Consider the following 24,792-nt stretch of genomic DNA (forward strand, 5'->3'; position numbering starts at 1 on the left):
GCCCGTTGGTCGAATCGGTGAAAGTACGTTGGTGCGATCGGCGGATATACGTTGGCGGAATCGGCGCCGCCCGTTGGCCTAAACGGCGAATCTTAGATTAGCGGTAACAACGTAGCGGTAGCCGCGCGAGCGCCCGGCGCCCTCGAACTCCTCGACGACCGCCGCGCGCGCCTCGGCCCACTTGTCGGGCGCGGCGGCCGCGGCCCGGGCGTAGTGGTAGCTGGACGCGGCGATGCCGAGCCTAGAGGCCAAACAGCTCAGAGAATACGTCCCCCTCATCGCGTCGATCACCCGGGCCTTCTCCCTGTTCGAGAGGCGCGTCGGGTCGACGCAGGGGTCTTTTTTTACGAGCTCGACCACCTGCCGCATGAGGTCGTTCTCGAGCTGGAGCTCGAGGACCATCCGCTTGAGCTCCCCCGCGTCGTCGGGCAGCGCGCCCGCGTCCGCGCGCGGCCCCGGCGCGACCACGTCCCCCTTGGCCATGAGTGCCCCGATCCCTCCCTCTGCATAGGCGTCCCGCCAGCGCAGGACCGCCGAGGCGGAGGCCCCGACGTCGGCGGCGACGGCGGCGCAGCTCTCCCCGGACAGGACGCGCCTGGCGGCCGCCGCCTTCTCCTGCGCGGGGTATCTTACCGCACGCGGACGGGCGCAGGCGCCGTCCCGGCGGGCGATCCAGCCGTAGAGGCAGCGCTCGCTGGGGTAGCCGAGCTCGGCGACCACGGCGGGGACGCTCCCGAGCCTGTCGTAGAGCTCGAGCGCCGCCTCCCTCTCCTCGGGTGTGAACATCGCAGTTCCTTTCCGCCCCGGCGCTCCAGGATTCCTGCCGCACCCCCCTTTCAAAAGCATCGATCAAGAACGAGATACATTTTTCAACTGAATAATCTCTCCGCGGATTCAGACTGACCAACACGGCTTCCACAATCGGATCCGAAATCGATAGTTCCAATGCGCTCGTTGAGAAAAAGTAGTCAAGAGCCCCATCCCATATGCTCATCAGGAGATGAATGAAGGTGAGAAGCACCTCCGAAAATCTGTCTCCTAGGTTCTTGGCTATAAACGCGTCAAACGTCTCTCCCGCATCATTATCCTGATCGTGAATCACCATATCTACAATTGATCGTGCAACATCTTTCCTATATTTCAGGGCATAAGAGAGCACATCCAGATTTAGAAGTCCTTTCCTACTCCACCCGAGTTCCTTGGACATATCGAGAACCTCTCGAGCATCCTCATCATCCAAACGATAATGCAAGTTAGGAATATCTCGACGAAGATGATGGATGTAATAATTCACGGCTCTACAGCGCCCTCCCACAGGATAGGTTGCCGCGTAGAGAGCATAATCCTGACGAATGTATCCGAGCTCAATCAGCTTACAACAAAGCGGGTTGCGGACAATCTGCGATACAGCTGAACCAAATGTCGCCATCGGCTCATCTGATTGCCCCTCGAGCTCCAGCACAATGTCCCAGCAATCAGAGAAATCAAGCCACTTCGGTCGTCGCATGTCGCCGTCAGCACTATGGACTACTCTTTGTCCGGAAACCAACGTTGTTGAGCCCTCTCCTGTTCGCTCGGGCTCCTCAAGAAGCTTCTCCAGCAGCCGTTGATGCAAATCGTATACATGATCCAAATCGCTACTTCCGCAGCAGGCAATGATCTCATAATCGGATGGACGGGCGCACTTGTAGGCAGCCATAGCCAGCACGCCCTCCTCCGTGATGCCCAATTCGCTCGCCGATGAATTGTCCGTATGGCCCAAAAGAACATTCGTCATCAAAAGATATTCATTCCTGAGCTCTTTGAGCACTCGCATGTCGACAAGACGCGGCGCGACGACCCTCAGCACATCCCTAGATTTCTCCGATTCCAGCAATCCATCGAATAGGGGCAAAGCCATTTCAAAAGCGTTGACAGACGAAAGGAACGGAATGACAGGGACAATGGCGTCAAAGAACTTTACCCTGTTGCTGCCGGGAATCTCCGACATTCCCGCATCGGGATGGCAGCCTTCAGAATCCCATGCGGCAATCCTGTTTTCAAATACCCCATCCTTCAAAGCGTATATAAAACGGATGGGCTTGCCACTTTGAAGTAGACCGCGCTTTACGACTCCGGGCGCATTGTTCAAGATAAGATTGAGGTCTCTAAGCCCCATGTAAACATGAGGATTGTCAAAACGATCAAGGTCCTCGAATATCACCGTATCGAATGGATTGGTCTCAAGAAATAGATTATCTCATCCAAATACTTGTCGAAATAAGAACTCTCATCGCGCTCGACCGTCAACGACGCAATGCCGGTCGAGATTTTTCCACCCCTCAAATGACCTGCAATCCATGGAAGACAGCTAAACACGCTATAACAAAGTAGTAACAGGCCCTCACGGCAGTGGCGAGGGAAGAAGGCGCCTGAGAAAACAACTTAAGGGCAAGGTTCTCATCATGAATAAGAACTCCGAGGAAAACAAGAAACGCTATCAGAACCGCGTAAGCTGCCCTGCACAATCGCCCAACCGGGTGTATACGGTTGAAACGCGAGTACGGCATCTTTCTGTGTTTGCCGCTATACAAAATTTGTCGAACGATCTCTTGCTCGATTCTGCCAGCAGGAACCTCATGAGAAGACCCCTCAGAATCGTCCGATTGCGAGGTTAGGGACCACAAGCTGACAGCAAGCGTGCTTTTCTGATTCCGCCTTCTGTACTCCTCGAGAATGCTGCTCTTGCCGCAACCATACGGGCCAGAGAGCGCCACATTGAGGCAACGAGGATCACTAAGCGCATCAGTAAGCATGTCAAGATACGCCCCATGGCGTTCTTCGTCATACTCTGGACCTAGGTACTCATAGCCCGATTTGGGACCGGCTTCATCATGAAGGTCAGTAGAATTCATGTGACCAACTTCCGATGCTCTCGATTCAGGATGCTATTAACGACTGCCTTATTCAGAAATTCAGAATATTTATTTTAAACTGTGTATTTCTTACAGACCTACTAAACGGCAATGGATATAGAAAAGGGTTATATCAGATCGCTCTCGTCTATGGTTATGCCCCAATCTCTTGCTAACTGCCTAGCTTTCTGCAGCCTCCATTCATGAAAATGAACCAAGCTAATTACAGCAACAATCACGTCTATGACAGCAGAAACAAATAGAGAGATATTATTCTCAACTGTGTTATTTATATATATCGATATGACTGTGAGTAGTACAGAGGCAATTAGTATTGTGAAAACCAATTTCCTGATAGCATACATAGTACTAATGATGCTAATAAGCGCCTTCGCAGCACCATTCAGACTATTAATCGTAGAGGAAAGAGAATCGGTGCTTTCCTCCTGTTGTTTGCCAAATTTCTCCAGATCTTGGAGTATCTTTCCATACTTCTCGTCAAATGAATTCTGGTTTGCTGCCTCCGAATCTCGTAGATGATGAATATCTGATTTTATGTTGTAGATTTCCGATATGGTGCGATCATAATCGCTTTCTAAGCCTCTTATCCTGTCGTAGTTTCTGTCAATATCTTTTTGCAATGCTTTACTTATAATATTAAGTGGTGTTTCGTTGAAATCATTTGACGATGTATCTCTATCTTGTTGCGCTTTCGCATCGCCTATCTTTCCATCATCCAAGTCCTCGTAACTATCGTTTACATTAATCACGATTTTCTGCTGTTCAACTTTTACGGTGTTTACATTCGGCTCAGCATGCTTAATTACATCATAATACAGACCTGAAAATCCTTTTTCCGAATCAGATTTGGCGGGGCCATCCTTATTGGGCCCCTCATCTTGTTTTAATGAAGCCGGTTGATCATCCTCAAGATTGCTAATATCTTTATTACCTTCTAACATGGTATTAGTCTAAAGCAATATGCCTGTTATGCAAGCGAGCTTATAATATCAGACATTAACGTTATCCTGTTCTTTGTTTTCGGACGACGTCCTTCGGAATTAACCCTGCGAATACCCCTTTCTAGTATCAGTGAAGCCTTTGCTACCATCTTCCCCTCAATTCCGCCTACGGGCGCCTCGACGTAAGAAAAACGAACGACGGCGTCAAACGTGCATCCATCCGACCCTCCCGCATCTACGGCAGTTTGCAGGAGCCATGTGGCAGCATCGCCTTCTGCAAAAATGTCAACTCTGTCGTCATCGCCAATAAGACCGGGCCCAAACTCCACAGACCCTTCCACATTGACTGTATCTCCCACCGTCAAACCAAGCGACTCGACAAGCTCGTCTTTAAGCTTCCATCCTGAGAATTCTCCTCTTATGCAGAAACGGATTGTTGCTTCCTCACCTTTGTACCTCAACGGCCGAAGCCAGAAAAACTCAAACTTTTCCGCGCCTTTCCTGAGCTCTTCCTCCGATAGCTCGGATCGATCATCACTAGCTGTATTCTCAGACTCCATCTCTAAGGCATCATTCTCGATTAAGATTCCATCGGTCATGTCCATCCACCTTTCTTGTTTCGTACTTATTAAGCCTTTTCACAATACTCCTATCATCCACCCCCGTTTCGCATAACATTTTGCCGCCCACCGAAGGCTGCAAACCCGTGATATCCTTTCTGGAAGCCACTCGTCCGAGCGGCATGCGTCGCAATGACGCCGCGAGCAATATGCCGGTTGAGCGGAAAATAAGATTGGCGCATCTCGCAAAGTCGGCAGTCTGATTCGAAAGCAGTGCACTGCGCCAAGGTACGCACGTAAACACTCATGCCACGCGATGGAGTCGCGTATCCAGACACCTCCCCGTAAATTAGGGCAGCGAATCGCGGAGCCGCTCGATGAACTCCCTCACGGCGCCGCGACCTCCGTCCCTTGCACTCACGAAGTCGGCAATCAAGCGGACCTCGGGAACCGCATCCGCGGGGCAACCGACAACGCCGCCGGCACCCTTGACTGCCTCCATGCAAGGCAGGTCGTTGACGTCATCGCCGATGTAGGCGCAGCCGCCCAGACCGACACCGTGGCCCACGGCGATCTCGCAAAGCAACGGCAGCTTGTCGGAGACCCCCTGATGAAGCTCTGCGATGCCGAGCTCCGCGCACCGCCTTTCCAACATTGCGCTACTGCGACCCGTGATGATGACAGGAACGATGCCGAGGGCAGGAAGGATGTCGTGGATACCTAGGCCGTCCTTGATATCGAATGCCTTGAAAAGCTCCCCCTGCTCGCCGATATACACGCGACCGTCCGTCAGCGTGCCATCAACATCCATCACAAGCAACTTTGTCATACAGGCACACCCCTCCCCAATGAAAGAATGGCTGGAATCAAAGGCCAATGCCTACAACTCGTATTTTGAAGGCGTAACGAATCGCACCTTAATCCCGGATTCCGCCACCCTGCGAATAAAGCCCTTATAATATGCATTCCTCCGAACAGCTTGCGCCGAGCTGACCGGATGCCGCATCTCGGGGTTGCAGTAATTCTCATTGATATCTGCAGAGAACCCGTCGAATCCAGCAAGGAGCAGTTCTTCAACACCGCACGTCTTCAGCAGATTCATCGCAATGACTGCCGAGGAATCATGAGTCCCCTCGTCAACCTCTATCCACTTTGCGTAGTCGAGGACCCTGACATCGCCCCTGCCGCCTTTGGAGACATTCGACGGGACTATGACGCTCCTGCCTTCGGCGACCGCCCTTTCATATGCATCCTGCCTGGTCGTAAGTACGTAGTCAAACGGCAGGTCGAGGATCGAGTTGAGCCCGATGGATACCGTATCGGGCTCCCCCATGATCGCAAGGATGCGATTGGTTGCACCCAAGACGCTCTTCCCGGGCGCAACCAGGAGGACCTTCTTGCCCGCAAGACGCGCGGAGATTTCCCCTACCGCCGGGGAATCGTCGACCCGCTTCTCCTCGTTGAAGCGGCGGTACAGTCCCTCCGCATACTCCCTGTCAAATGAGACGCGCTTCTCCTCTTCAATCATAGCGAGCAATTCCCCAACCTGATCGATGGGGAGCATATGCTTATTGTAGAAATGGCTCGCATAGCTCGGCGTGCAGTGGTTGGCCGATGAAAGGTAGTATTCCACAGCGTATCCCCAGTAGTACTCAGAATGGAGCTGATTTATCACCTTGTCGATCACCTCGAGCAGAGGGGCTATCCTGTAGCTCTTTCCATAGAAGAGATTGAGGTGCTCAAGGAGGAGCTCAGTGTTGAGATTGCCCGCGCCCTTTCCCATCCCCATGATAGAGCTGTCAAGCATCAGATCCCTATTCGTGGGAAACTGCAGGAGCGCTACGGCGTTGGAATACGACATCTGTAGGTTGTTGTGCGAGTGAAACCCAAGCGTCATTCCAGGCGTTAGGTTGTGATCCACGAGATTCAGCACGCGGTCCATATCGTTCGGACGCATCTCGCCGAAGCTGTCGACGATATAAAAGCCGGAGGCGTCGGGCAGCTCCTGGTTCACCAGTGCGATGAGGTCCAGGAGCTCGGCGTCGCTGTAACGAAGGGTGATCATCGGCTGGATATAGAACTGATACCCTTTCTCGATTATCTTACGGCCCAGGGAGACGATTTCCCGCATATTCCTCTTATGGAACGCCAGGCGAATACCGTCTATGCCTTCAGGAACACGCGGTCCAAGCTCGTCCACATCGAATTTGCCGTAATCCATCATCGCGACGTACATCGTTCCAGGTTTTTTATGCTTAAGCAGGCACTCGGTTATCGCGCGCTCGTCAGCGTACTGGGTGCGGCCGCTTCGGCTGCCTTTCTTCTCATCGAGATATCCCATCTCGATAACATCCACGCCTGAAGCCTCCTGAGCAGCGAGGATCTTCTCCATGTACTCCTGACCGAAGTTGAAATCATTGACGCAGCCGCCGTCACGAAGCGTCACGTCCAGCACCTTAAGCGAACCCATCTCTCTCCTTTTCTAACAGATTATTTGGTAGGGCAATTCGGCGAAACAACGAGCTCAGACCTCAACATCGCAGAGCGCCTCTGCGAGAGCGAAATCCTCCTCGGTGTCTATGTCAACGGCCTCCCTGAAGGTGACCTCCTTGATGAAGGGACGGACCCCCACCCTCCGTCGATGCCTCTCGAAAACCTCCCTCGTGAAGACGTACACCCCCGATGTCTCCTTGAAAATCGGGTCGAGGTCCTGGGTGCGCGGCAGGTTTTCGGGATCGAAGTTGAGCGGTCGTCCGTTTTGCCAGAGGTAGTCTTGGAGCCTTTCTGCGCAGAATGCGGAGTCGTATTCCCCCGAAGTGACGGCCTGAATGCATTCCCGCATGGTGTCAACTGAAACGAAGGGCGCCGTCGCGTGGGCGTACACGTACGCATCCGCAGGGTGGGAGCTTGCGAACTCTTCGAATATCTGCGTGAAATTTGATGTTGGCAAGTCGAGATACGGGGGCCGCCTCTCGAATTCCACCCCAACGGGAAGATACGGAACGATAGCCTCATCGCTGCAGTAGACGATAATCCGCCCCACAAGGCCAGTTGCCTTGAGGCTCTCGAGTTCGTGCTGAAGCAGAGGCGCGCCTCCTAGACGCCTCGTGTTCTTGCCGGGGCATCTCTCGTTATGAAGCTTGATTGGCATTACCGCTATAACTTTCATACTTTTCGCTCCTATTCGAGCAACTATCTCCTGAACCGTTTCATAACAAGCTTCAACCCCCCAGCCATCTCATGCCTGAGAAGGAATGAAAGCGCAACCAAAAAGGCGGCCTGACATGCGATGACAGCCCATACCGACAACCCGCACACCATAAGCCCCGCCTGCATGCCCAAAAGGACATAGAGAAGAAGCGACCTCGCGGGCGCGAAACTGACCCTCATGTGCCTGCGCGCCCTGTGCGCTCGGAGCCCCCAGTTCGCCAGACCCGCGAGGGCACTCGAAAGGCACGCCCCCTGAACGCCGAGCGCAGCGACCAGCGGCACACCAAGGGCCACGTTCACCGCCCCCGCGAGGAAGGTCGACGTCGCCATGGGGCCCGGATCGTAGGCAGCAGAGAAGAACGGCCCCCACATGCCCGCCATCGTGTTCAGGACGGCGTAGACGAGCAGCAGGGGCACGTACGCCCACGCCGCGTAGAACTCACCGGAGAACATGAACCCGGCGATGAGGGGCGACAGCGGGATCATGAGCGAGCAGAGCAGGACGACCCCCGCCTCGACCGCCCTGTAGGTCCCGCGCAGGAAACCGTCGGCATCCGAGGGGTCGAACCCCTTGATGGCCGCGACCTGCCACGCCTGGATGAATATCCCCGCCACCGTGTTCAGGATGGAGGGGATCTTGTAAGCGGCGGAGTACAGGCCGTTCGCGTCTACCCCGCAGAACCAGAGGACTATGTAGCGGTCGGAGGTGTTGATGAGCCACCAGCCCACAGTGGTCGCGGCGAGAGGCAGCGAGTAACGCACCATCTTGGACGCGAGCGGCGCGAGGCCGCCCCTCGCCCTCCCGAATATCGGGCCTCGCATCCGGAAGACCAGCCAGGCGGAAGGCAGAAGCAGGCCCGCAACACTGGAAACGAAATACCCGTCCAGCCCCATGCCGGCGAAGACGAGAAGCAGGACGTTGAGCCCGACGGTGACCGCGGAGCTGGCCACGCCCGCGACGGCGATGTCGCGCATGCGCTCCAGGCCTCGCGCAAGGAGCGCGAGCGACTGGTACAGGGAAGTCGCCGCGAAAAGCGGCCCGAGCCAGCCGACGCCAGCGAACGAGGACCAGGGCGTCCCTGGAACGACCTGGGCGGCGAAGACCAGAACGCTGCCCGCCAAGGTAAGCAGCAACCCGATTCGGGCGATCGCAGGAACGTCCGCGTCCCCCTCCATCGGGAACCTGAGCAGCGCATCGGAGATGTTCATAGTGAGGATGGGGACGAGCAGGCTCACCGTGCTGTAGATGACATCATACGCCCCGTACTCCTCCGTCGACAGGACCGCCGTATACAGCGGCACCATCAGGAAGACGAGGAGCTTCGAGCTGAAGCTTCCGATAGCAAGGATGCCGGTGTTCCTGATCAGCGACGATGCCTTGCCCATCAGTCCAGAACCTCGAGGTCGAACCCTTCACTAATCGTTATATTCTCGCACTCGCCCTCGGACTTCAGCTTCCGCACAACCTCGCGAATCCTCTCCTCCTGCTCCCAAATTCGAGGTGGAACCTTCTCATGATGAGGCAAGAGGAACACGCCTCGCGTCCCGTCATCGAGCATCGCCGTCGACGTAAGGAATGACCCGGATGTAGCGGTAAGGAGAATCTTGCCGGTTACTTCGCCACAAATCTGAATTGCCTCCCAAGGGGTGCTGGAGTTTCCCATGACCGAAATGCCATAATCCTGAAACACCCTTCTCCCGTCTCGCGGGTGCATCTTCACAAGAAGGTTATCCCTTCCCACGTGATCAGCAAGTTTCATGACCAGTTCGGTCTCCCCAAACGGGAAACCATCGATATCGGAGGAAGAACAGAAGTAGATGTATTTCTGCTGACGCAATCCGGGGCCCGTCTCGAAGGCATCACGCAGAATACCCGTCAACTTCTCCCTAGTCTGCGACCAGCTTGGAATTTGAACGACTTCACACCCCTTTCTGTCCGACCGGTAAAGTACGGGATAGTAGCAGTAATACTTCTGAAGACCCGGGTAGGTCTTGAGTCTCAATGCCCCCCTGGCTCTGTTTGCTATAGCGACGGAGTTTCCATGCGAAATTTGACCAGTAGATAGAATCCCTTCATCGAAACCGGAGCAAATCAGACGGACATTGTCGGCCCTCAACGAAGTGATAATTGTGTACAGACTTTCGTCTAAATTGTAGAAAACCACCTCATCATAACCAGCAAAGGCACCGTAACGCTCGACTATCATATGAAGAGTTCTCAAAACCTTCGCTCGAAAGCTCGCATCCGAATCCCTTTCAACCGTCCTAGCGAAGCTCACGCTATGAAATAAGCCGACTTCACCGATTCTCTGCGCTACTTTCTCTGCGTGGCAGCTATGATCCGATAGAATCAAGTCAATCTGCTGTTCTTGAAACAGAGTCAATGCAAGCTGGATTGCAGATATTAACTGGTAATATGTATTGCATACAATCAGTTTTTTCACAATACTCCAGTCATATTTCGTAGAATATATTGCATTATTGTCTAATATTAGATATTAGAATATATCCTTTTTAGGGGCGTAGAACTACAAACTGGGAGACAGGACACGTTGCATGAAATCGCGAATATCATATGCATCAATGAAAAATCCATCGTATCGATAAGGGCGGCTAGGAAAAAGCAGGACAGGCCCGCTGCGAGACATCTCGCATAAGGCAAATCGCGGTTTTTATCGATGGACCTAATGGCGTTGTAGCATAATGCGCCGTACAATATCATCGCCGGAAAGCCGCCGCGAAAGGCGTAGTACAGAAAATTGTTGTGCGGGTGGTTGACCATGCAAGCAAAAACATAACCGGAGCTTGAATAGAAGAAATCTATTGCGCTGTCATTGGCCAATGCGCCCATCCCCGTCATAGGCTTGGTCTCAAGCAAACGAAGCACCGATTCCCAAAGATATGTTCTCCCAGCAAGGGTGATGTCTTTATGGAGCACATCAACGATTAGCCAGCGCAAAGACGGAAGAATTATATCGGCTGTAATCAATACATTTAATGCAATGACCACTATGAATATTACGCCTAATCTGCGTATCGCAAATCCGCCGGTGGTTTTTTTTGCCATGAAGCAGCCCCATAGCAACGGCCACATCAATATGCTGACCATTGCGCCTGCAGACCAAACCGCTGCCAGCTGAAGCAAGCAGACAAGCCAAACTGCCCAGGCGCCAACCGTGGCCTGGCCCCGTTCATAAATCGCCACTATGAACGAAACCACGATCCAGGGAAGGAAGTAATAGATCCAGCGATTGTCAATCCCCAAAAATGTGATAGGTATGTTTGCCATACCCGTTTCCTTGATGATATAGCTCAGCAGATTGAGGAAGTAGTAAAGCGATAGCAGATTTCTGATCCATTTCAAAAACGTAATGAAATCATGCTTCGATACGATATCGAACAACATGAAAGTGGAAATAAGCCCAACCGCCGGACCAAGAAAGGTCACGATCGAAGTACGAGTCAAAACCGTAGCCAAGCCGAGCCAAAAACAAAGAGCCGCCACTACGGTAGTGGCGGTCGAGGGCCTCTGCCTCAAGTACAGGACTATGATTATCAGCGCAGACGCGGCCTTCAGCCAGGCAAACACATCGTCCCAGAAGCTTAAACCGGAGTATTTGAACATCTGCGGCTCTGTGAACGGAAGAAACAACGCAAAGCACAGCCAGCTCCAATGAGCCCCGCCTAGCCGTGCGGGTCGCTCGTCACGTACTCCCCGGACCTCCGCCGCGGTAACCACTCTCGCCGTCAAATCTATCTCATCTTTCTTATAATATGGTTAATCTTTAAATACATTGCACTGATAATCAGTGCCGCTATTTTTCTGTTTATAGGCATGGGCCCTTTGAGGAGCATCGCCATATTGCCGCGCAGCCGACCGAGACAGGCATCGCGCTCCTCGGAATACCGCTTATCCGATTCTTCATCGCCGTGAAGGAGCATGTCGCACAGAATGGTGAAGTCCGCACGCATCACATTGTAGCCGCACGCCTCCGCCCATTCGGGAGCCCTGGACTCCGCAATCGCTTCGACGCGCTGCCAGACATGGCTCAAGTTGAGATAATTCTCCCCGAAAGATGAACCGGTGATGCTCGATGCGTTGCGGTAATAGTAGTAGAGAACTCGCCCAGTCTCGGCCACCCGCGACGCGTTCAGAGCGAACTTGAACGCCCCCTCGACGTCCTCGTTAAGAATCCCGAGCGGGAAGTGCCCATCCTCGACGACGGACCGCCTATACAACTTGCTGGGAGCGTAATGCAGGGCCCGGTTGCCCCGGATCCTTAGGAGCATGCTCATGTACTCGTCTGCTTCGTATACGCGCTCCCGGGACCGCCCCACCTTGCTGCAAGCCGGGCATCCGTCTTCTCCGTCCGTGCGAACCCACTGACCTATAGCGATATCGCTATCCGTTCGCACGAGCAAGTTCAAAAGAACCTCGACGAAATCCTTAGCGATCCAGTCGTCGCTATCAATGAACGCGACGCAATCGCCGGTATAGAGCTCAACCCCCTTGTTCCTTGCAGCGGAGAGCCCGCCGTTGCGCTGGTGAACGACGTGAAACGTCGGATTACTGAACGCCCATTCTTCGCATATCTTGCCGGATCGGTCGGTCGACCCATCATCAACCAAAATAACCTCATCGAAAGGACGGGTCTGATTCCTGATAGATTCCAAACAACGCTCGAGATACTGCTCGACGTTGTACACGGGAACAATTGCGCTGACCGTCATGTCATTAATACTCAAGTTAAATTCCAAGCTCTTCGCATGGGCATAGAGAACCTACACCCTCCTAACTCCCCTGGCTCAAAGATTCAGAAGCTGCTCCCGTACTTCCTCCCGAGGAACTTCGCCGCGAGGAACGACGAGCCCTTCCTGACCCAGTCGACCGGCTCGGGGCTCACCGTCGGCATCTCCGCATAGGGAACATGCTTTTCGGACATCCAGGCATCCAAAAGGAGCTCGGATATCCTCCCGGGGTACCTGGCGGCAAAGGCGTCGTAGCGGTCCGGATCGTGCCTCTCCACCAGCTCGAAGATCAGCGGGAACAGCCACGAGCAGTACGCGTCGAGCACGTCGTCCCTCATGACCATCATGTTGAACATGTGTGCCCCGCGGGAGGAGAGAACCCTGTCGAGGCTCCCGAGGTAGCGGGGCTCCATGTCCGCCACCACGCCCCGGGCGGAGGCGAGCTGCCCCGAGGGCTGCGTGTGCTCCCAATGGGAGCCCACGGTCTCGATGACGTAGTTCCTCCTGGAGGGGAGAATCGCCTCCGCACCCCCGGACATCGCCCGCAGGAAGTCCCGCTCCGAGGCGATCCTGCCGAACCGGTCGCCCGCCCCCTTGCCGCCGGCCCGCCTCGACGCGAAGTGCCTCCTGTAATGGACGAGCCCCTTCCAGTCTGCGTCGACGTTCCTCCAGAGCCACCACAGGCCGGTCAGCTCGCAGAGGGAGGCGTTCGAGCCCGAGATGGAGTCCCCGCTGTCGTCCCCGAGAAAGCCCTGAGCGTCCATCTCGGCGGTGAGCTCCGGGTGCAGGGAGCGGCCGACGTGGAGGGGGATGTAGACGGAGTCGGACGGCATCCTGTAGGGCTTGTGGGACGCGACAGCGATGCGGATCTTGGGGCGGGGCATCAGTGCGCCCCCTTCCCGGTGAAGACGACGGCGACCGTCTGGATAATCAGGACGAGATCGGCCTTCACGCCGCGCCGTGCGATGTAGCCGAGGTCGAGCCTCACCATGTCGTCGAAGTCGAGGTTGCTGCGCCCGCCCACCTGCCAGGGGCCGGTGAGGCCGGGCTTCACGGCCAGGCGCTGCATGGCCCACTCGTCGTACTGCTCCACCTCGCGGGGAAGCGGCGGCCTGGGGCCCACCACCGACATCTGGCCCAGCAGGACGTTGACGAACTGCGGGAACTCGTCGATGGAGTGCTTTCTTATGAAATGACCGATGCGGGTGACCCTGGGGTCGTCGGCCATCTTGAACATGGGGCCCTCGACCTCGTTCCGGTCGAGGAGCCCTTCCAGCTGCTTGTCGGCGTCCTTCACCATGGAGCGGAACTTCCACATGGTGAACTCCCTCGGCCTCCCGTCGGGGCCTATGCGCCCCACGCGCTTCTGACCGTAGAGGGGCCAGCCCGGGGACTCCAGGCGGATGGCGATGCAGAGCAGGATGGACGGCACCAGGGCAACCAGGATGACGGCCAGGCTGAACATGATGTCGAACAGCCTCTTCACGACCCGGTACCCGAGCCGCGAGCGGTCCCAGGCCTCGGCGGAGCGCATGAGCGAGTAGCGCTTGCCCTTGCGGGTATCCTTCTTTGCCCTCTCGCGTGTGCCCGAAACAGACGCACGCACCTCAGCCGGAACCACAAGACCGCCTTCGCCTCGCGCCTCCCCTATTCGATTCTCATCAGTCAGATCCGACACACTCGACCCAACGTGGCTACACGACCGTCAGCGCTTGCTCACGATCTCCAACCCGACCCGAATCCTCTTCACCCGGCCGAGCATCGGCACCTCCAGCTCCGCCTCGCGCTTGTGGCGGTCGATCTTCTTGATCTCGAACTCGTGGCCCTTCAAGGGCCCGCGCAACACGATGACCCGGTCGCCCTCGATGACGCCCGAGCTCATCCTCACCACGTGCTCGTCGAGGTCCGCGTAGCGCGTGAGCCACGCGACCTCGTCGGCAGAAAGCGGCATGAACTTCTCCCCTTCCGCACCCAGCAGGCGCGCGAACACCGGTGCCGCGCGCAGCCGCTCGAGCACCGTCTCCGGGCGGCGCGTCTGAACGAACACATAGCCCGGCAGAAGCCTGAGTCTCACGGTCCGCCACTCACCACGCTGCGCCCGCAGCGCCTCGTAGGACGGCGTGAAGACGTCCTCGGCGGCGTCGCCGAGCGCGCGCTCAAGCAGTCGGCACATCCGGTCCTCGGTGCCGGAACGCACCTGGACCACGTAGAGCTTCGCTTGCGCCATAGGACCCCCTGGGTTCGTATGGCCGGGCCGCCCCGCACCGACTGCACGGCACATGGGAAGATATTCATGCCCTCGCTGGATCCGCCAACGCGATACGCGACGATTGCCGGCCGGAAGGATTGTTCTCATGCAGGGCAGCTCCCTGCGCGCGCCCCGCGGGCCATGTCCCCGTGGAGCGCGCGAAAGAAGCTGCAAGCCCGGAGCCGCTAGGTCTTGATGGGCACGTCTATGGCCATCAACTCCGAGAAGCCCCCGAGGGCGCCGTCGCCCACGTCCACCATGCAGCGCCTGCGATGACGGTCCACATCGCGCACGTGCGCCTCCTGGCCCATGAGGGGGCCTTCGGTCACGTGCAGGATGCCGTCCTCGATCACCGCGGTGGAGCCCCGCAGCACGTGACGCTCGTCCATGCTGTGCGCGAACCACGTCTGGGCCGCGGGCGACAGCGGCATCCAGGCACGGCCGTCCGCCCCGCAGAGCTCGGCGTGGGCGTTGGTGCCTGCAAGCTGCTTGTACAGCGCCGCCGGGTCCGAGGTCACCGCGAACGCGTAGCCCCGGTACGCGGGAATCGTCTGCAGCGACCACGCTCCCCCGCGCTTGAACCAGCGCTCTTTCTTGATGCAGAAGCAATCGGTCAGGATGTCGCGCGGCACAAGGCGCAGCAGCTTCTCGCATGTGGCGTCCTCCGCGCGCTCACGGACCCTGAGGAGGTACCAGCGCTCGCTGCCGCGCGGCACGCGACGGCCACACGGGAGCCCCATGGCCATGCGCGACGCGCGCTTGACCTGCGTCTGTGCGACGACCATTCCGACCCTCCCTTGTCCGTGCCCGCCTGCGCGCAAAGCGCAAAAAGGTACACCTTTTGAAACACTTACGTTCGACCCAATTATACACATCGTTGAGGGGTGGCGTGTAAAGAAACCGCAGCTTCACATAGCGGCGCTGACCTTAGCGTTTGTTAATTCAACCCTCCTCAAAAGGTGTACATTTTGACGAAGGTCATACCCTTGCTGACCTGCGGAGTATGGCCTGAAGCAGCGTGTCTGCTCTCCCCTACGGCCTATTGCGATCCCTTACCAACGCTTCGCAGACTGCGCACAAATGGGGTCCAAGGCAACACGAATGGCCGCACGTCCCGTGTCTAACCGACACCTTCACTGACAACTTCAGGCGCCCGATGCGGCACGCCCAAGCTATACCGTCACCGCTCATACGCCCCGGTCTCCACTCATCCTGACTCTCCGCGAACCGAACAAGGATAGGTTGAATTCCGAGATGCAGCGGTGTTGCGTCTCCAGGAAGGGATCGTATTTGGCGAAATCGTTTTGCATCTCGATGATCGTTGTTACCAAGCGGGCCTTTCTCAGAAGCGTAGCTTTCTTACGTAATGCCCGTAGAATAACTACGATTGAAATTGACCTAAATACGCAGCAGGCATAACCTAGCAGTATCGAGAGGTAAAATGCAGAGAAAGGGAGTTCGGTCGTGCTGAGGAAGTTCTCGGTTTCCAATTTCAAGTGCTTTGAAAAGTGGACCACGTTCGACTTGTCCGACCCCGCAAACTACGTCTTCAACCAACAGGTCATTCACGAGGGAACTAAGACCAAGGGCATCGTCTACGGTGCCAACGGCAGCGGCAAGTCAAACCTGGCCCTCGCCATATTCGACATAATCCTCCATCTCACGGACAAGGAGAAGCTTCTTGCGAGGTACTCTCCCTACCTCTGCTTGGACTCGAAGAATCTCATGGCCGAGTTTGAGTACGAGTTCCGCTTCAATGGGACTGAAGTCGTCTACCGCTACGGGAAGACGGACCCCCTCACGCTGGTGTACGAACGCCTCTCCATCGGCGGCGAGGAGGTGCTGGGCTACAACTTCGCATCGCGCACGGGTTTCGTCTCCCTGGCCGGCACCGAGTCGCTGGCGCTTTCCTCCGAGCTCCCCGCCGAGACCGACAGGCTTTCCCGCGTGAAGTACGTCAGGAGCAACGCCATACTGCAGGAAAGCGACGCCACTAGGGCGTTTATCGCATTCATGAACTTCGTCGACAACATGCTCATGTTCTACTCGCTCGATCAGCGCGGGTACCAAGGGCTCTCGGTCGGCCCGGACAGCTTCACGCAGGGGATCATCCGGGAGGGGAAGCTCGAAGACTTCCAACGATTCCTGGAGAAGCAAGGCATCTCGTACGACCTTGTCTCCGTTGACGTCAACGGTTTGCCGGAGCTGTATTGCAGATTTGAGAACAGCAGCGTTCCGTTTATGTCGGTCGCGTCCACCGGGACCACGTCCCTTGCGCTGTACTACTACTGGTACATCAGGATGGGGAAGGCGTCTCTTGTGTTCATTGACGAGTTCGACGCCTTCTACCACTTTGAGCTCGCGCGGGCTATCGTCGAGATGCTGCGAGACCTCGAAGGCGTACAGGTCTTTATGACCACGCATAACACAGACCTCCTCTCGAACGACCTCCTACGGCCCGATGCGTATTTCATCCTTCAAGACGGCAAGATCCAATCGCTCGAAAAGCTCACCAACAAGGAGCTGAGAGCCGCGCACAATCTGCAGAAGATGTTCAAGGCGGGATCCTTCAATGAATAGCCCTGTGACGCTCTTCATCGTTGAGGGGGAGGCGCGCGACCGTCGCTTTGCCAACGAGATGAAGCAATGCTTCCTAAGACCACGCGATGATTTGAGGGTCGTTTGCCTCCCTGCGAGCCAGAACATCTACATGCTCTACCAAAGGCTCGCGGCCGATGACTTTGAGACGGATGTCGTTGAGGTGCTGAGGGAGTCCGTGCCTGCTGCGGCGAAAAGCTTGGAAGGGGTATCGCGAGACTCCATCGAGCAAGTCTATCTGTTCTTCGACTACGACCCGCATCAGGACAACGCCGCCGATGGCGAAGCGGACGATATGCTCGAGAAGATGATCTCCGCTTTTTGCGATGAGCATGAGGGCGGGAAACTGTACGTGAGCTACCCGATGGTTGAGGCCCTCTACGATTACCGCGCAGGGCAATGCCAGTCGCATTCGGGATGCTTCGTCAGCAGGGAAGGCATTCCATCGTATAAGCGGCTTTCCGGCGAGGGCAACCTGAATACGAGCAAACGCATGGAGTTCGAGCAGTGGAAGGATTCCATTTCGTGCTTTGTCCTGAGGTGCAAGTGCCTATTTGGGATGGATGAAATCTCATTCGATCTATATCGGGAACGGGTGACTGTCGAAGCGATCTTCGACAAGGAGAGAGGGCTGCTGCGCAAGGAGGGGAAGGTTTTTGTGCTGTCGGCCTTTCCCGAGTTCCTGCTGGACTATTTCGACAGCAAGTTCTTCACGGCCATTGCCCCGCTGCGCAATCTGAAGTTTGACGAGTGCCCACTTGAGCGGGGTTGACGCTACGGAAACGCCGATTGATTCCGCCCTGAAGCCGGTCCGGTCACCTGCATTTCCCGTGTTTTACCGACACCTTCACCGACGGCCTTCGTCGGTGAGCAACGCGGTCAGGCCTTGCCGTCTCCGCACAGGTGCATTGGTTTCCGAGCGAACCGCTTCTCGCAGACCGAACGAATCGCGTGCCCCCCTAATAGGCGTCGTCCCTTTCAAAGAGATCGGAGCACCGCCCGCAGCGGACTTTGCTGATGCAGACTCAAGTATAGCAAAATCTATTATGTTTTATGCTGTTTTTTAGTTGTTAGATATGAGTAAGGTGTTGCAGGGACTCTGTTGGGACGTGGTTGGGGCTGCACCGATGCCAGCCGTTTTCATGCAGGCAGCCGATACCGCCGTCCCTACTCCTCCCCCATTACGCGGCGGCGCAGCATTTTCGTTTGCGCGCGCTGGCGCTTGTCTGCGAGGCGGCGGCGTTTGGCGGACGCGGGAACCTTGGTCTTCTTGCGCCGTTTTGGCGGACGGCTCCGCTGCTCGAACTGTTCGCGCAGCTTGGCGATGCACCGCGCGCGATTTTGGAACTGGCTTCTGCTCTCACGAGACGTGACGGTGATCCCCGTGGGAACGTGACGCATGCGCACGGCAGAATCGGACGTGTTCACGCCCTGCCCGCCCGGCCCGTGCGCATGAAACACCTGCACCTCGCAGTCGCGGGCGATCTCGTCGGCCGTCATCGCCGCAAACGCCGCAAAGTCCCTATGGGTCAGCTTCTGTCCCTCATCCATCCCGTCATCTCCCCTATATACGTAAAGAAGGCCCTCGACCAAGCCGAGGGCCCATCAAGAACAATCCGAAACCCGTCCGAAACCCAGGCGGTTCCCAGGTGCGTCGATGTAATGCGAAAGAGGAGGGAGCACGCCTCAGAACGTCGACCGACGATCGAATGCCGAATCAGCACGCCTAAAAACCTGCTAGGCGAAGGTGAGCTCGCCCGTCTCGCAGTCCATCCCGACCAGCTTGGCCAGGCTCTCCACGCGGTACCCGCGCTCGCGAAGCTTGTCGCCACCGCCCTGGAATCCCTTCTCGATAGCGATGCCGATGCCCTCGACCGTGGCCCCCGCGCTCTCGACGATGGCGATCAGGCCCTCGAGCGCGCAGCCGTTGGCCAGGAAATCGTCGATGATGAGCACGTGATCGCCCGGGGACAGAAAGCGCCGACCCACGATGACCGGGAACTCGCGCTTCTTGGTGAACGAGTAGATGGTCGTGGAGTACTGCTCGCCGTCCAGGTTGATAGACTGGGCCTTCTTAGCGAACACCACCGGCACGTTGCCGAAATGCTGCGCGGCGATGCAGGCAATACCGATGCCGCTCGCCTCGATCGTCAGGATCTTGTTGATGGGAACACCCTCGAACAGGCGGGCCCACTCGGCGCCCATGTGGTCGAACAGCTCGACGTCGCACTGATGGTTGAGAAACGCGTCCACCTTGAGTACGTCCCCCGCTTTCACGATGCCGTCCTGGCGGATGCGATCCTCAAGCTCCTTCATTGCAGCCCCTCTCTTATGCATGCGCGCGCCCGTGACGCGCATCCCCTGTGCCCCCATTGCGTTGTCTAGAGAAGCGCAGATCGATCGCTTTCGCGGCGCCCGGCACGGAGCCGCCGTCGTGTAAGGAATTGGTCAGCGCTTTCCTAGCAGAATATCACGTTCGCGTATAAGGCAGCGCGAAAGAGCCCGACCCGAGGCAATTTTGCGCAGGCATCTCGACTGTTTTGTCCGCTTCTTTATGGATGCCGCGTGGTGGGTGCGTAATGGTCCAGAAAAGGTTTGGCGATACCCGGTCTTGCCGGCCGCACCCCGCATCTGTTGCGCTACACTTTTCAAGTTCTACATCACCTTGTATGAGGGGGAATCATGCTGAGGATCGGTCTTCTCACGAGCGGCGGCGACTGCCAGGCGCTCAACGCCACCATGCGCGGCATCGTCAAGACGCTGGAGAACAACGTCGGCGCCGACAATCTCGAGATCTACGGTTTTGAGGACGGCTACCAGGGCCTCATCTACAGCCGCTTCCGCATCATGACGCCGCACGACTTCAGCGGCATCCTTACCCGCGGCGGCACCATCCTGGGCACGAGCCGCACGCCGTTCAAGCTTCTCGACACGCCCGAGGCAGACGGCGTCGAGAAGGTCCCGGCCATGATCCACACCTATCACAAGCTGCAGCTCGACTGCCTGTTCATGCTCGGCGGCAACGGCTCCACCAAGACAGCCAACCGCCTGTCCGAAGAGGGCCTGAACGTCATCGCCCTGCCCAAGACCATCGACAACGACACGTGGGGCACCGAGCGCACCTTCGGCTTCTCCTCCGCCGTCGAGGTCGCCACCGAGTGCATCGACAACATCCACACCACCGCGAGCTCGCACGGCCGCGTGTTCGTCATCGAGATCATGGGCCACAAGGTCGGCTGGATCCCGCTGTACGCGGGCGTCGCGGGCGGCGCCGACGTCATCCTCATCCCCGAGATCCCGTTCGACATGAAGAACGTCATCAACACCATCGAGCGCCGCATGGAGCGCGGCAGCCGTTTCACCATCGTGGCGGTTGCCGAGGGCGCCATCACCAAGGAGGACGCGAAGCTCTCCAAGAAGGAATACAAGAAGAAGGTCGCCTCCCGCACCTCGCCGTCCATCGTGTACGACATCGCGCGCGAGATCGAGGAGCGTACGGGCCGCGAGACCCGCGTCGCCATCCCCGGCCATACCCAGCGCGGCGGCGAGCCCGACGCACAGGACCGCGTGTTCGCCACGCAGTGCGGCGCCGAGGCCGCTCTCGGCTGCATCGCGGGCGAGTTCGGCTACATGATCGCGCAGGTCGACGGCAAGATGACCCGCGTGCCGCTCAAGGATGTCGCCGGCAAGCTCAAGTACGTCGACCCCACCTGCGACCTCGTGCGCGAGGCCAAGGCGCTCGGCATCAGCTTCGGCGACGAGTAGCTTTTGGCACCAGGCGGCGCCGCGCAACCGTTTTTCATCCGCTGTTGAGTGCGGTGCGTGCATGTCCGTCGCCCACCCGATCACCTGAGAGCGGCTGGAGGCCACACGGCTTCCAGCCGCTTTTTCGTACGCGTCCATCTGAAGGAGTGGATATGGCTCGAGCCAACAGGGGTATCATCCAGGAATTCGTCGAGTTCATCAGCCGCGGAAACGTAATGGACCTGGCCGTCGGCGTCATCATCGGCGGCGCGTTCACCTCCGTTGTGAACGCGCTCGTTTCCACGATCATCCAGCCGCTTATCGCGGCGATCGGCGGAAGCCCCGACGTCAAGGGCATGGCGGTCGTGCTGAACAGCCAGACCATCGACTTCGGCGCCTTCATCTCCGCCGTCATCAGCTTCCTGATCACCGCGGTCGCCGTGTTCGCCATCGTCAAGTCCGTGAACACGATGAACGACCTCAAGGAGATGGCGATCAAGAAGGCGGGCCTCGCGAGCATAATCGAGAAGGAGCAGGCTCCTGCGCCGCGCACCTGCCCGTATTGCAGGCAGGAGATCGCCGACGATGCGACGCGCTGCCCGCACTGCACCTCAAAGCTCGCAGGGTACGAAAACGCCATCGAAGCGCGCTGAGGGAACGCCGGTTGACGCTCCCCTGCGGCGGTCCATGGCACGTTCCGTATATTCTCGGCCCGAACCTGCATAAAAATCGGGGAAATCGGCCCCGTTCGGGCACTGCGGATCGGGAGGGGTCGAGGCCGCCGCGCGCGACTCCGTCCATGCGCTCGGCGCGGCGGCGGCGAACACGTAACGAATTGTTCAGCGGTTCCTTAAGGATTGCGGGCCCTCTTTTGGGTACTATGGGCACAACGCCAAAAGAGGAGCTGCAATGAGACAATGCATGGATGCCGACAACCTGCACCGCCGCCTGAGAAAGATCATCGGACAGGTTCAGGCGATCGACCGGATGGTGGACGAAGACGTCCCCTGCGAAGACGTGCTTTCGCAAATCAACGCCGCCAAGAGCGCGCTGCACCGCTGCGGGCAGGTCGTGCTCGAGGGTCACATCCAGCATTGCGTGCGCGACGGTATCGAGCACGGAGACGCCGACAAGACCATCGCCGATTTCACCAAAGCGGTCGAGCGCTTCGCGAACATGGGCTGACATCCGCAGCCAAGCCGCCAAGCCACCTCGTCTCGCACTCCGTACACCTTTTCCAAACCTTGACTTTATACCCCTGGGGGTATATAACTCGATTTGATACCCATAGGGGTATTGGTAATCGACGTGTAACGGAGGAGTTCGGCCATGAAGCAGCGCATCGACCGCATCATGGGGCGCCTCGAGGAGGCGCTCGGCTGGGGTGGTGTCAAGAAGGACATCGCCCTGTTGGCCATCGGCGGCATCGCGCTGCTCATCAGCCTGTTCGAGCCGCAAGGCATGCGCGAGGCGCTTCCCTTCGACCCGGCGTGGATAGCGATCGTGCTGTGCGGCATCCCCATCCTGTGCGAGGCGGTCATCGGCCTCGTCACCGAATTCGACATCACCGCAGACGTGCTGGTGGCCATAGCGCTCATCGCGAGCGTCGCCATCGGCGAGACGTTTGCCGCAGGAGAGGTCGCCTTCATCATGCAGCTCGGCGGCCTGCTCGAAGAGCTCACGGTCGAGCGGGCGCGCGCCGGCATCGAGAAGCTCGTCCACCTGACGCCGCGCACGGCGCGCCTCATCGCCCGCCCCGGCGCCGAGCTTGCCGAGCGCGTGCAGAACGCGCTGTCATCCGCCCGCATCGACGGGACCCCGGCCGAGCTGGCATGCGCCGCCGTCCTTCCGCGACTCGACCATGCATCCGGGGAGCAAATCGCGGCGGAGAGCGTGCAGGTGGGCGACCTTTTGCGGGTGAACCCCGGCGAGACCGTCCCCGTCGACGGCGTGATCGTGGCGGGACAGACCTCCATCGACCAATCCGTCATGACCGGTGAATCCATCCCCGTCGACAAGGCCGCCGGCGACGAGGTCTCCTCGGGCACGCTCAACCAATTCGGCAGCTTCGACATGGTGGCAACGCGCGTGGGCGAGGACAGCTCGATTCAGCGCATGATCCGCCTCGTGCAGTCGGCCGACGCGAGCAAGGCCAACGTCGTGCGCCTTGCCGATCGCTGGGCAGTCTGGATCGTCATCATCGCGCTGAGCGCAGCCGCCGTAACGTGGGTCGCAACGGGCGAGATCATCCGGGCCGTCACGATCCTCGTGGTCTTCTGCCCGTGCGCGCTCGTGCTGGCGACGCCCACGGCCATCATGGCAGCCATCGGCAACGCCACCAAGCACGGCTTCATGGTGCGCGAGGGCGATGCGCTCGAGCGCCTGGCGTCCGTGCGGGCCGTGGCGCTCGACAAGACCGGCACGCTCACTTACGGAACGCCGCGCGTCGTGGCCGTCGAGAGCGCAGACGATGCGGACGGGCGCGCGGCCGAGGAGCTGTTCGCCCTCGTCGCATCAGCGGAAACCAAAAGCGAGCATCCGCTGGGACGCGCCATCGTGGAAGGATACCGCGCGCGCTCGGACGCATCGGGCGCCAGCGAGACGCTGCGCGCACCCGCGTCGTTCTCCATGATCCCCGGCCGCGGCGTCGAGGCGGTCTGCATGGGCGAATCGGGTCCCGTCACGGTGATCGCGGGCAATCTCGAGCTCATGGCGGAGCGCGGCATCGACCTTTCCGCGTCGCTGCTCGAGCGCGCGCAGCGCCATCTGGATACGGGATGCACCGTCACCTACGCAGCCTGCCTCAATCCCCGCAGCGCGGACGCGCTCACCGTCGAGGTGGACGGCGCGCCGGCATCCGTGTCGCCCGTCGAGATCGCCTCGTGCCTCATCGCCCTCTCCGATGTCGCGCGCGAGAACGCCCGCGACACCGTGGCCCGCATCCGCGCAACCGGCGCAGAGCCCGTGCTCCTCACCGGAGACAACGAGGCGGCAGCCGCCGCCATGGCATCCCAGCTCGATATCCGAAGCTTCCGCTCGGGCTGCACGCCCGAAGATAAACTCGCCTGGATAGACGAGAGCGAGCGTGCGGGCCGGGCCGTCTGCATGGTCGGCGACGGCGTCAACGACGCGCCGGCCCTGAAGCGCGCCCGCGTGGGCATCGCCATGGGCGGCATCGGTTCCGACATCGCCGTCGATGCCGCCGATATCGCGCTCGTCTCGGACGACGTCGCCGAGCTGCCCCACCTGCTGGCGCTCAGCCGTCGCATGATCTCGACCATCAAGATCAACATGACCTTCTCTATGGCGCTCAATTTCATCGCCATCGCGCTCGCCATCACAGGCGTGTTGAACCCCGTCGTCGGCGCGCTGGTCCACAACGCGGGCTCGGTGCTCGTCATCTCCAACTCGGCGCTGCTGCTCGGCTGGAAGCGCCGCTAGCGGCGGGGTTACAGCCCGTGGAGGGCACCTGGATCTCTGGGCTGGCAGGGGCGACCCGCGCGTTCCCCTCCCCGCCGACCGGGCTCCCGGGGTGCGAGAGGGCCGCTGTATCCGCTCGTGTGCAAAACCGCACCTTGATAAAAGGTTTTCCAAGGTGCGGGGACGCCCCGTTTTGAATTTGGCATCAAATCTTGGACAAGAAGGGCCTCTTGAGAGCGAATCGGAAGCCCCTCCCGGGTCCACTAAGATCGGCCGGCCAGAGAAACCGCAGGTCAGAAGCTTGTCAGATATGGCCGTTTTCCATGTATACTTCCCGATTTGATACCAAATTCATTTTCAGAAAACTTTGACCCCCTCAATCCTGCGGATTTGCGGTGCGGTTTCCC

General features: G+C 58.2%; 21 protein-coding genes and 1 pseudogene. 6 read left to right on the top strand and 16 right to left on the bottom strand.

Features of this window, described 5'->3' with window-relative positions:
- Positions 1–78: 78 nt before the first annotated feature.
- From B5F74_RS01645 to B5F74_RS12330, 14 genes are all read right to left on the bottom strand, one after another.
- Positions 79–786, bottom strand: a complete 708-nt coding sequence (locus tag B5F74_RS01645; RefSeq protein WP_158095659.1) for a helix-turn-helix domain-containing protein — start codon at positions 784–786, stop codon at positions 79–81.
- Positions 787–3,022: 2,236 nt separating this feature from the next.
- Entirely contained in the window at positions 3,023–3,856 is an 834-nt protein-coding gene (locus tag B5F74_RS12175; RefSeq protein WP_143753726.1) for a hypothetical protein, read from the bottom strand.
- Positions 3,857–3,882: 26 nt separating this feature from the next.
- On the bottom strand, positions 3,883–4,455 hold the full coding sequence (locus B5F74_RS01650; protein ID WP_143753727.1) for a hypothetical protein: 573 nt from the start codon (positions 4,453–4,455) through the stop codon (positions 3,883–3,885).
- Positions 4,456–4,765: 310 nt separating this feature from the next.
- On the bottom strand, positions 4,766–5,245 hold the full coding sequence (locus B5F74_RS01655) for a 3-deoxy-D-manno-octulosonate 8-phosphate phosphatase (RefSeq protein ID WP_087199500.1): 480 nt from the start codon (positions 5,243–5,245) through the stop codon (positions 4,766–4,768).
- A 51-nt stretch (positions 5,246–5,296) separates the two neighbouring features.
- Entirely contained in the window at positions 5,297–6,886 is a 1,590-nt protein-coding gene (locus tag B5F74_RS01660) for an aldolase catalytic domain-containing protein (RefSeq protein ID WP_087199502.1), read from the bottom strand.
- A 54-nt stretch (positions 6,887–6,940) separates the two neighbouring features.
- The gene (locus B5F74_RS01665) at positions 6,941–7,585 is read right to left on the bottom strand and encodes an acylneuraminate cytidylyltransferase (RefSeq protein WP_087199505.1); all 645 of its coding nucleotides are present in this window, start codon (positions 7,583–7,585) and stop codon (positions 6,941–6,943) included.
- Between the two features lie 23 nt (positions 7,586–7,608).
- Positions 7,609–9,012 (bottom strand): oligosaccharide flippase family protein, encoded by a 1,404-nt coding sequence (locus B5F74_RS01670; protein WP_087199507.1) that lies wholly within the window; start codon positions 9,010–9,012, stop codon positions 7,609–7,611.
- Positions 9,012–10,070 (bottom strand): hypothetical protein, encoded by a 1,059-nt coding sequence (locus B5F74_RS01675; RefSeq protein ID WP_087199509.1) that lies wholly within the window; start codon positions 10,068–10,070, stop codon positions 9,012–9,014. Before B5F74_RS01675 ends, B5F74_RS01670 begins: the two co-directional genes overlap by 1 nt.
- Before the next feature lie 47 nt (positions 10,071–10,117).
- Positions 10,118–11,251 carry an O-antigen ligase family protein gene (locus B5F74_RS01680; RefSeq protein WP_143753729.1) on the bottom strand — a complete coding sequence of 378 codons (1,134 nt, stop codon included), beginning with the start codon at positions 11,249–11,251 and terminating at the stop codon, positions 10,118–10,120.
- A 128-nt stretch (positions 11,252–11,379) separates the two neighbouring features.
- On the bottom strand, positions 11,380–12,372 hold the full coding sequence (locus tag B5F74_RS01685) for a glycosyltransferase family 2 protein (RefSeq protein ID WP_143753731.1): 993 nt from the start codon (positions 12,370–12,372) through the stop codon (positions 11,380–11,382).
- Between the two features lie 68 nt (positions 12,373–12,440).
- Positions 12,441–13,259, bottom strand: coding sequence for a DUF4422 domain-containing protein (locus B5F74_RS01690; RefSeq protein ID WP_087199515.1), 819 nt, complete (start codon positions 13,257–13,259; stop codon positions 12,441–12,443).
- Complete coding sequence (locus B5F74_RS01695) at positions 13,259–13,996, bottom strand: sugar transferase (RefSeq protein ID WP_239283314.1); 738 nt, start codon at positions 13,994–13,996, stop codon at positions 13,259–13,261. Before B5F74_RS01695 ends, B5F74_RS01690 begins: the two co-directional genes overlap by 1 nt.
- A gap of 84 nt (positions 13,997–14,080) precedes the next feature.
- Entirely contained in the window at positions 14,081–14,602 is a 522-nt protein-coding gene (gene loaP, locus B5F74_RS12325; RefSeq protein ID WP_158095660.1) for an antiterminator LoaP, read from the bottom strand.
- Between the two features lie 206 nt (positions 14,603–14,808).
- The gene (locus B5F74_RS12330; protein ID WP_158095661.1) at positions 14,809–15,408 is read right to left on the bottom strand and encodes a hypothetical protein; all 600 of its coding nucleotides are present in this window, start codon (positions 15,406–15,408) and stop codon (positions 14,809–14,811) included.
- A gap of 679 nt (positions 15,409–16,087) precedes the next feature.
- Between B5F74_RS12330 and B5F74_RS01705 the strand changes: the two genes are divergently transcribed.
- Together B5F74_RS01705 and B5F74_RS01710 are read left to right on the top strand one after the other, a co-directional pair.
- Positions 16,088–17,203 (top strand): ATP-binding protein, encoded by a 1,116-nt coding sequence (locus tag B5F74_RS01705; RefSeq protein ID WP_087199518.1) that lies wholly within the window; start codon positions 16,088–16,090, stop codon positions 17,201–17,203.
- A 4-nt stretch (positions 17,204–17,207) separates the two neighbouring features.
- Entirely contained in the window at positions 17,208–17,993 is a 786-nt protein-coding gene (locus B5F74_RS01710) for a hypothetical protein (protein ID WP_143753733.1), read from the top strand.
- 395 nt (positions 17,994–18,388) lie between these two features.
- Here B5F74_RS01710 and B5F74_RS01715 read toward each other — a convergent pair.
- A pseudogene (locus B5F74_RS01715) lies at positions 18,389–18,688 on the bottom strand (peptide chain release factor-like protein); the annotation flags it as partial.
- Between the two features lie 270 nt (positions 18,689–18,958).
- Positions 18,959–19,537, bottom strand: coding sequence for a xanthine phosphoribosyltransferase (locus tag B5F74_RS01720; protein ID WP_066832947.1), 579 nt, complete (start codon positions 19,535–19,537; stop codon positions 18,959–18,961).
- 366 nt (positions 19,538–19,903) lie between these two features.
- Between B5F74_RS01720 and B5F74_RS01725 the strand changes: the two genes are divergently transcribed.
- The 4 genes from B5F74_RS01725 to B5F74_RS01740 all read left to right on the top strand — a co-directional run bounded on the left by B5F74_RS01725 (position 19,904) and on the right by B5F74_RS01740 (position 24,406).
- On the top strand, positions 19,904–20,986 hold the full coding sequence (locus tag B5F74_RS01725; protein WP_066832950.1) for an ATP-dependent 6-phosphofructokinase: 1,083 nt from the start codon (positions 19,904–19,906) through the stop codon (positions 20,984–20,986).
- A 152-nt stretch (positions 20,987–21,138) separates the two neighbouring features.
- Positions 21,139–21,618, top strand: coding sequence for a large conductance mechanosensitive channel protein MscL (gene mscL, locus B5F74_RS01730; RefSeq protein WP_087199521.1), 480 nt, complete (start codon positions 21,139–21,141; stop codon positions 21,616–21,618).
- Between the two features lie 256 nt (positions 21,619–21,874).
- Positions 21,875–22,150, top strand: a complete 276-nt coding sequence (locus B5F74_RS01735) for a metal-sensing transcriptional repressor (protein ID WP_066832956.1) — start codon at positions 21,875–21,877, stop codon at positions 22,148–22,150.
- A 144-nt stretch (positions 22,151–22,294) separates the two neighbouring features.
- Entirely contained in the window at positions 22,295–24,406 is a 2,112-nt protein-coding gene (locus tag B5F74_RS01740) for a cation-translocating P-type ATPase (RefSeq protein WP_087199522.1), read from the top strand.
- Positions 24,407–24,792: the final 386 nt, after the last annotated feature.

Source organism: Collinsella sp. An271, from assembly GCF_002159695.1.
GTDB classification, from domain to species: domain Bacteria; phylum Actinomycetota; class Coriobacteriia; order Coriobacteriales; family Coriobacteriaceae; genus Collinsella; species Collinsella ihumii.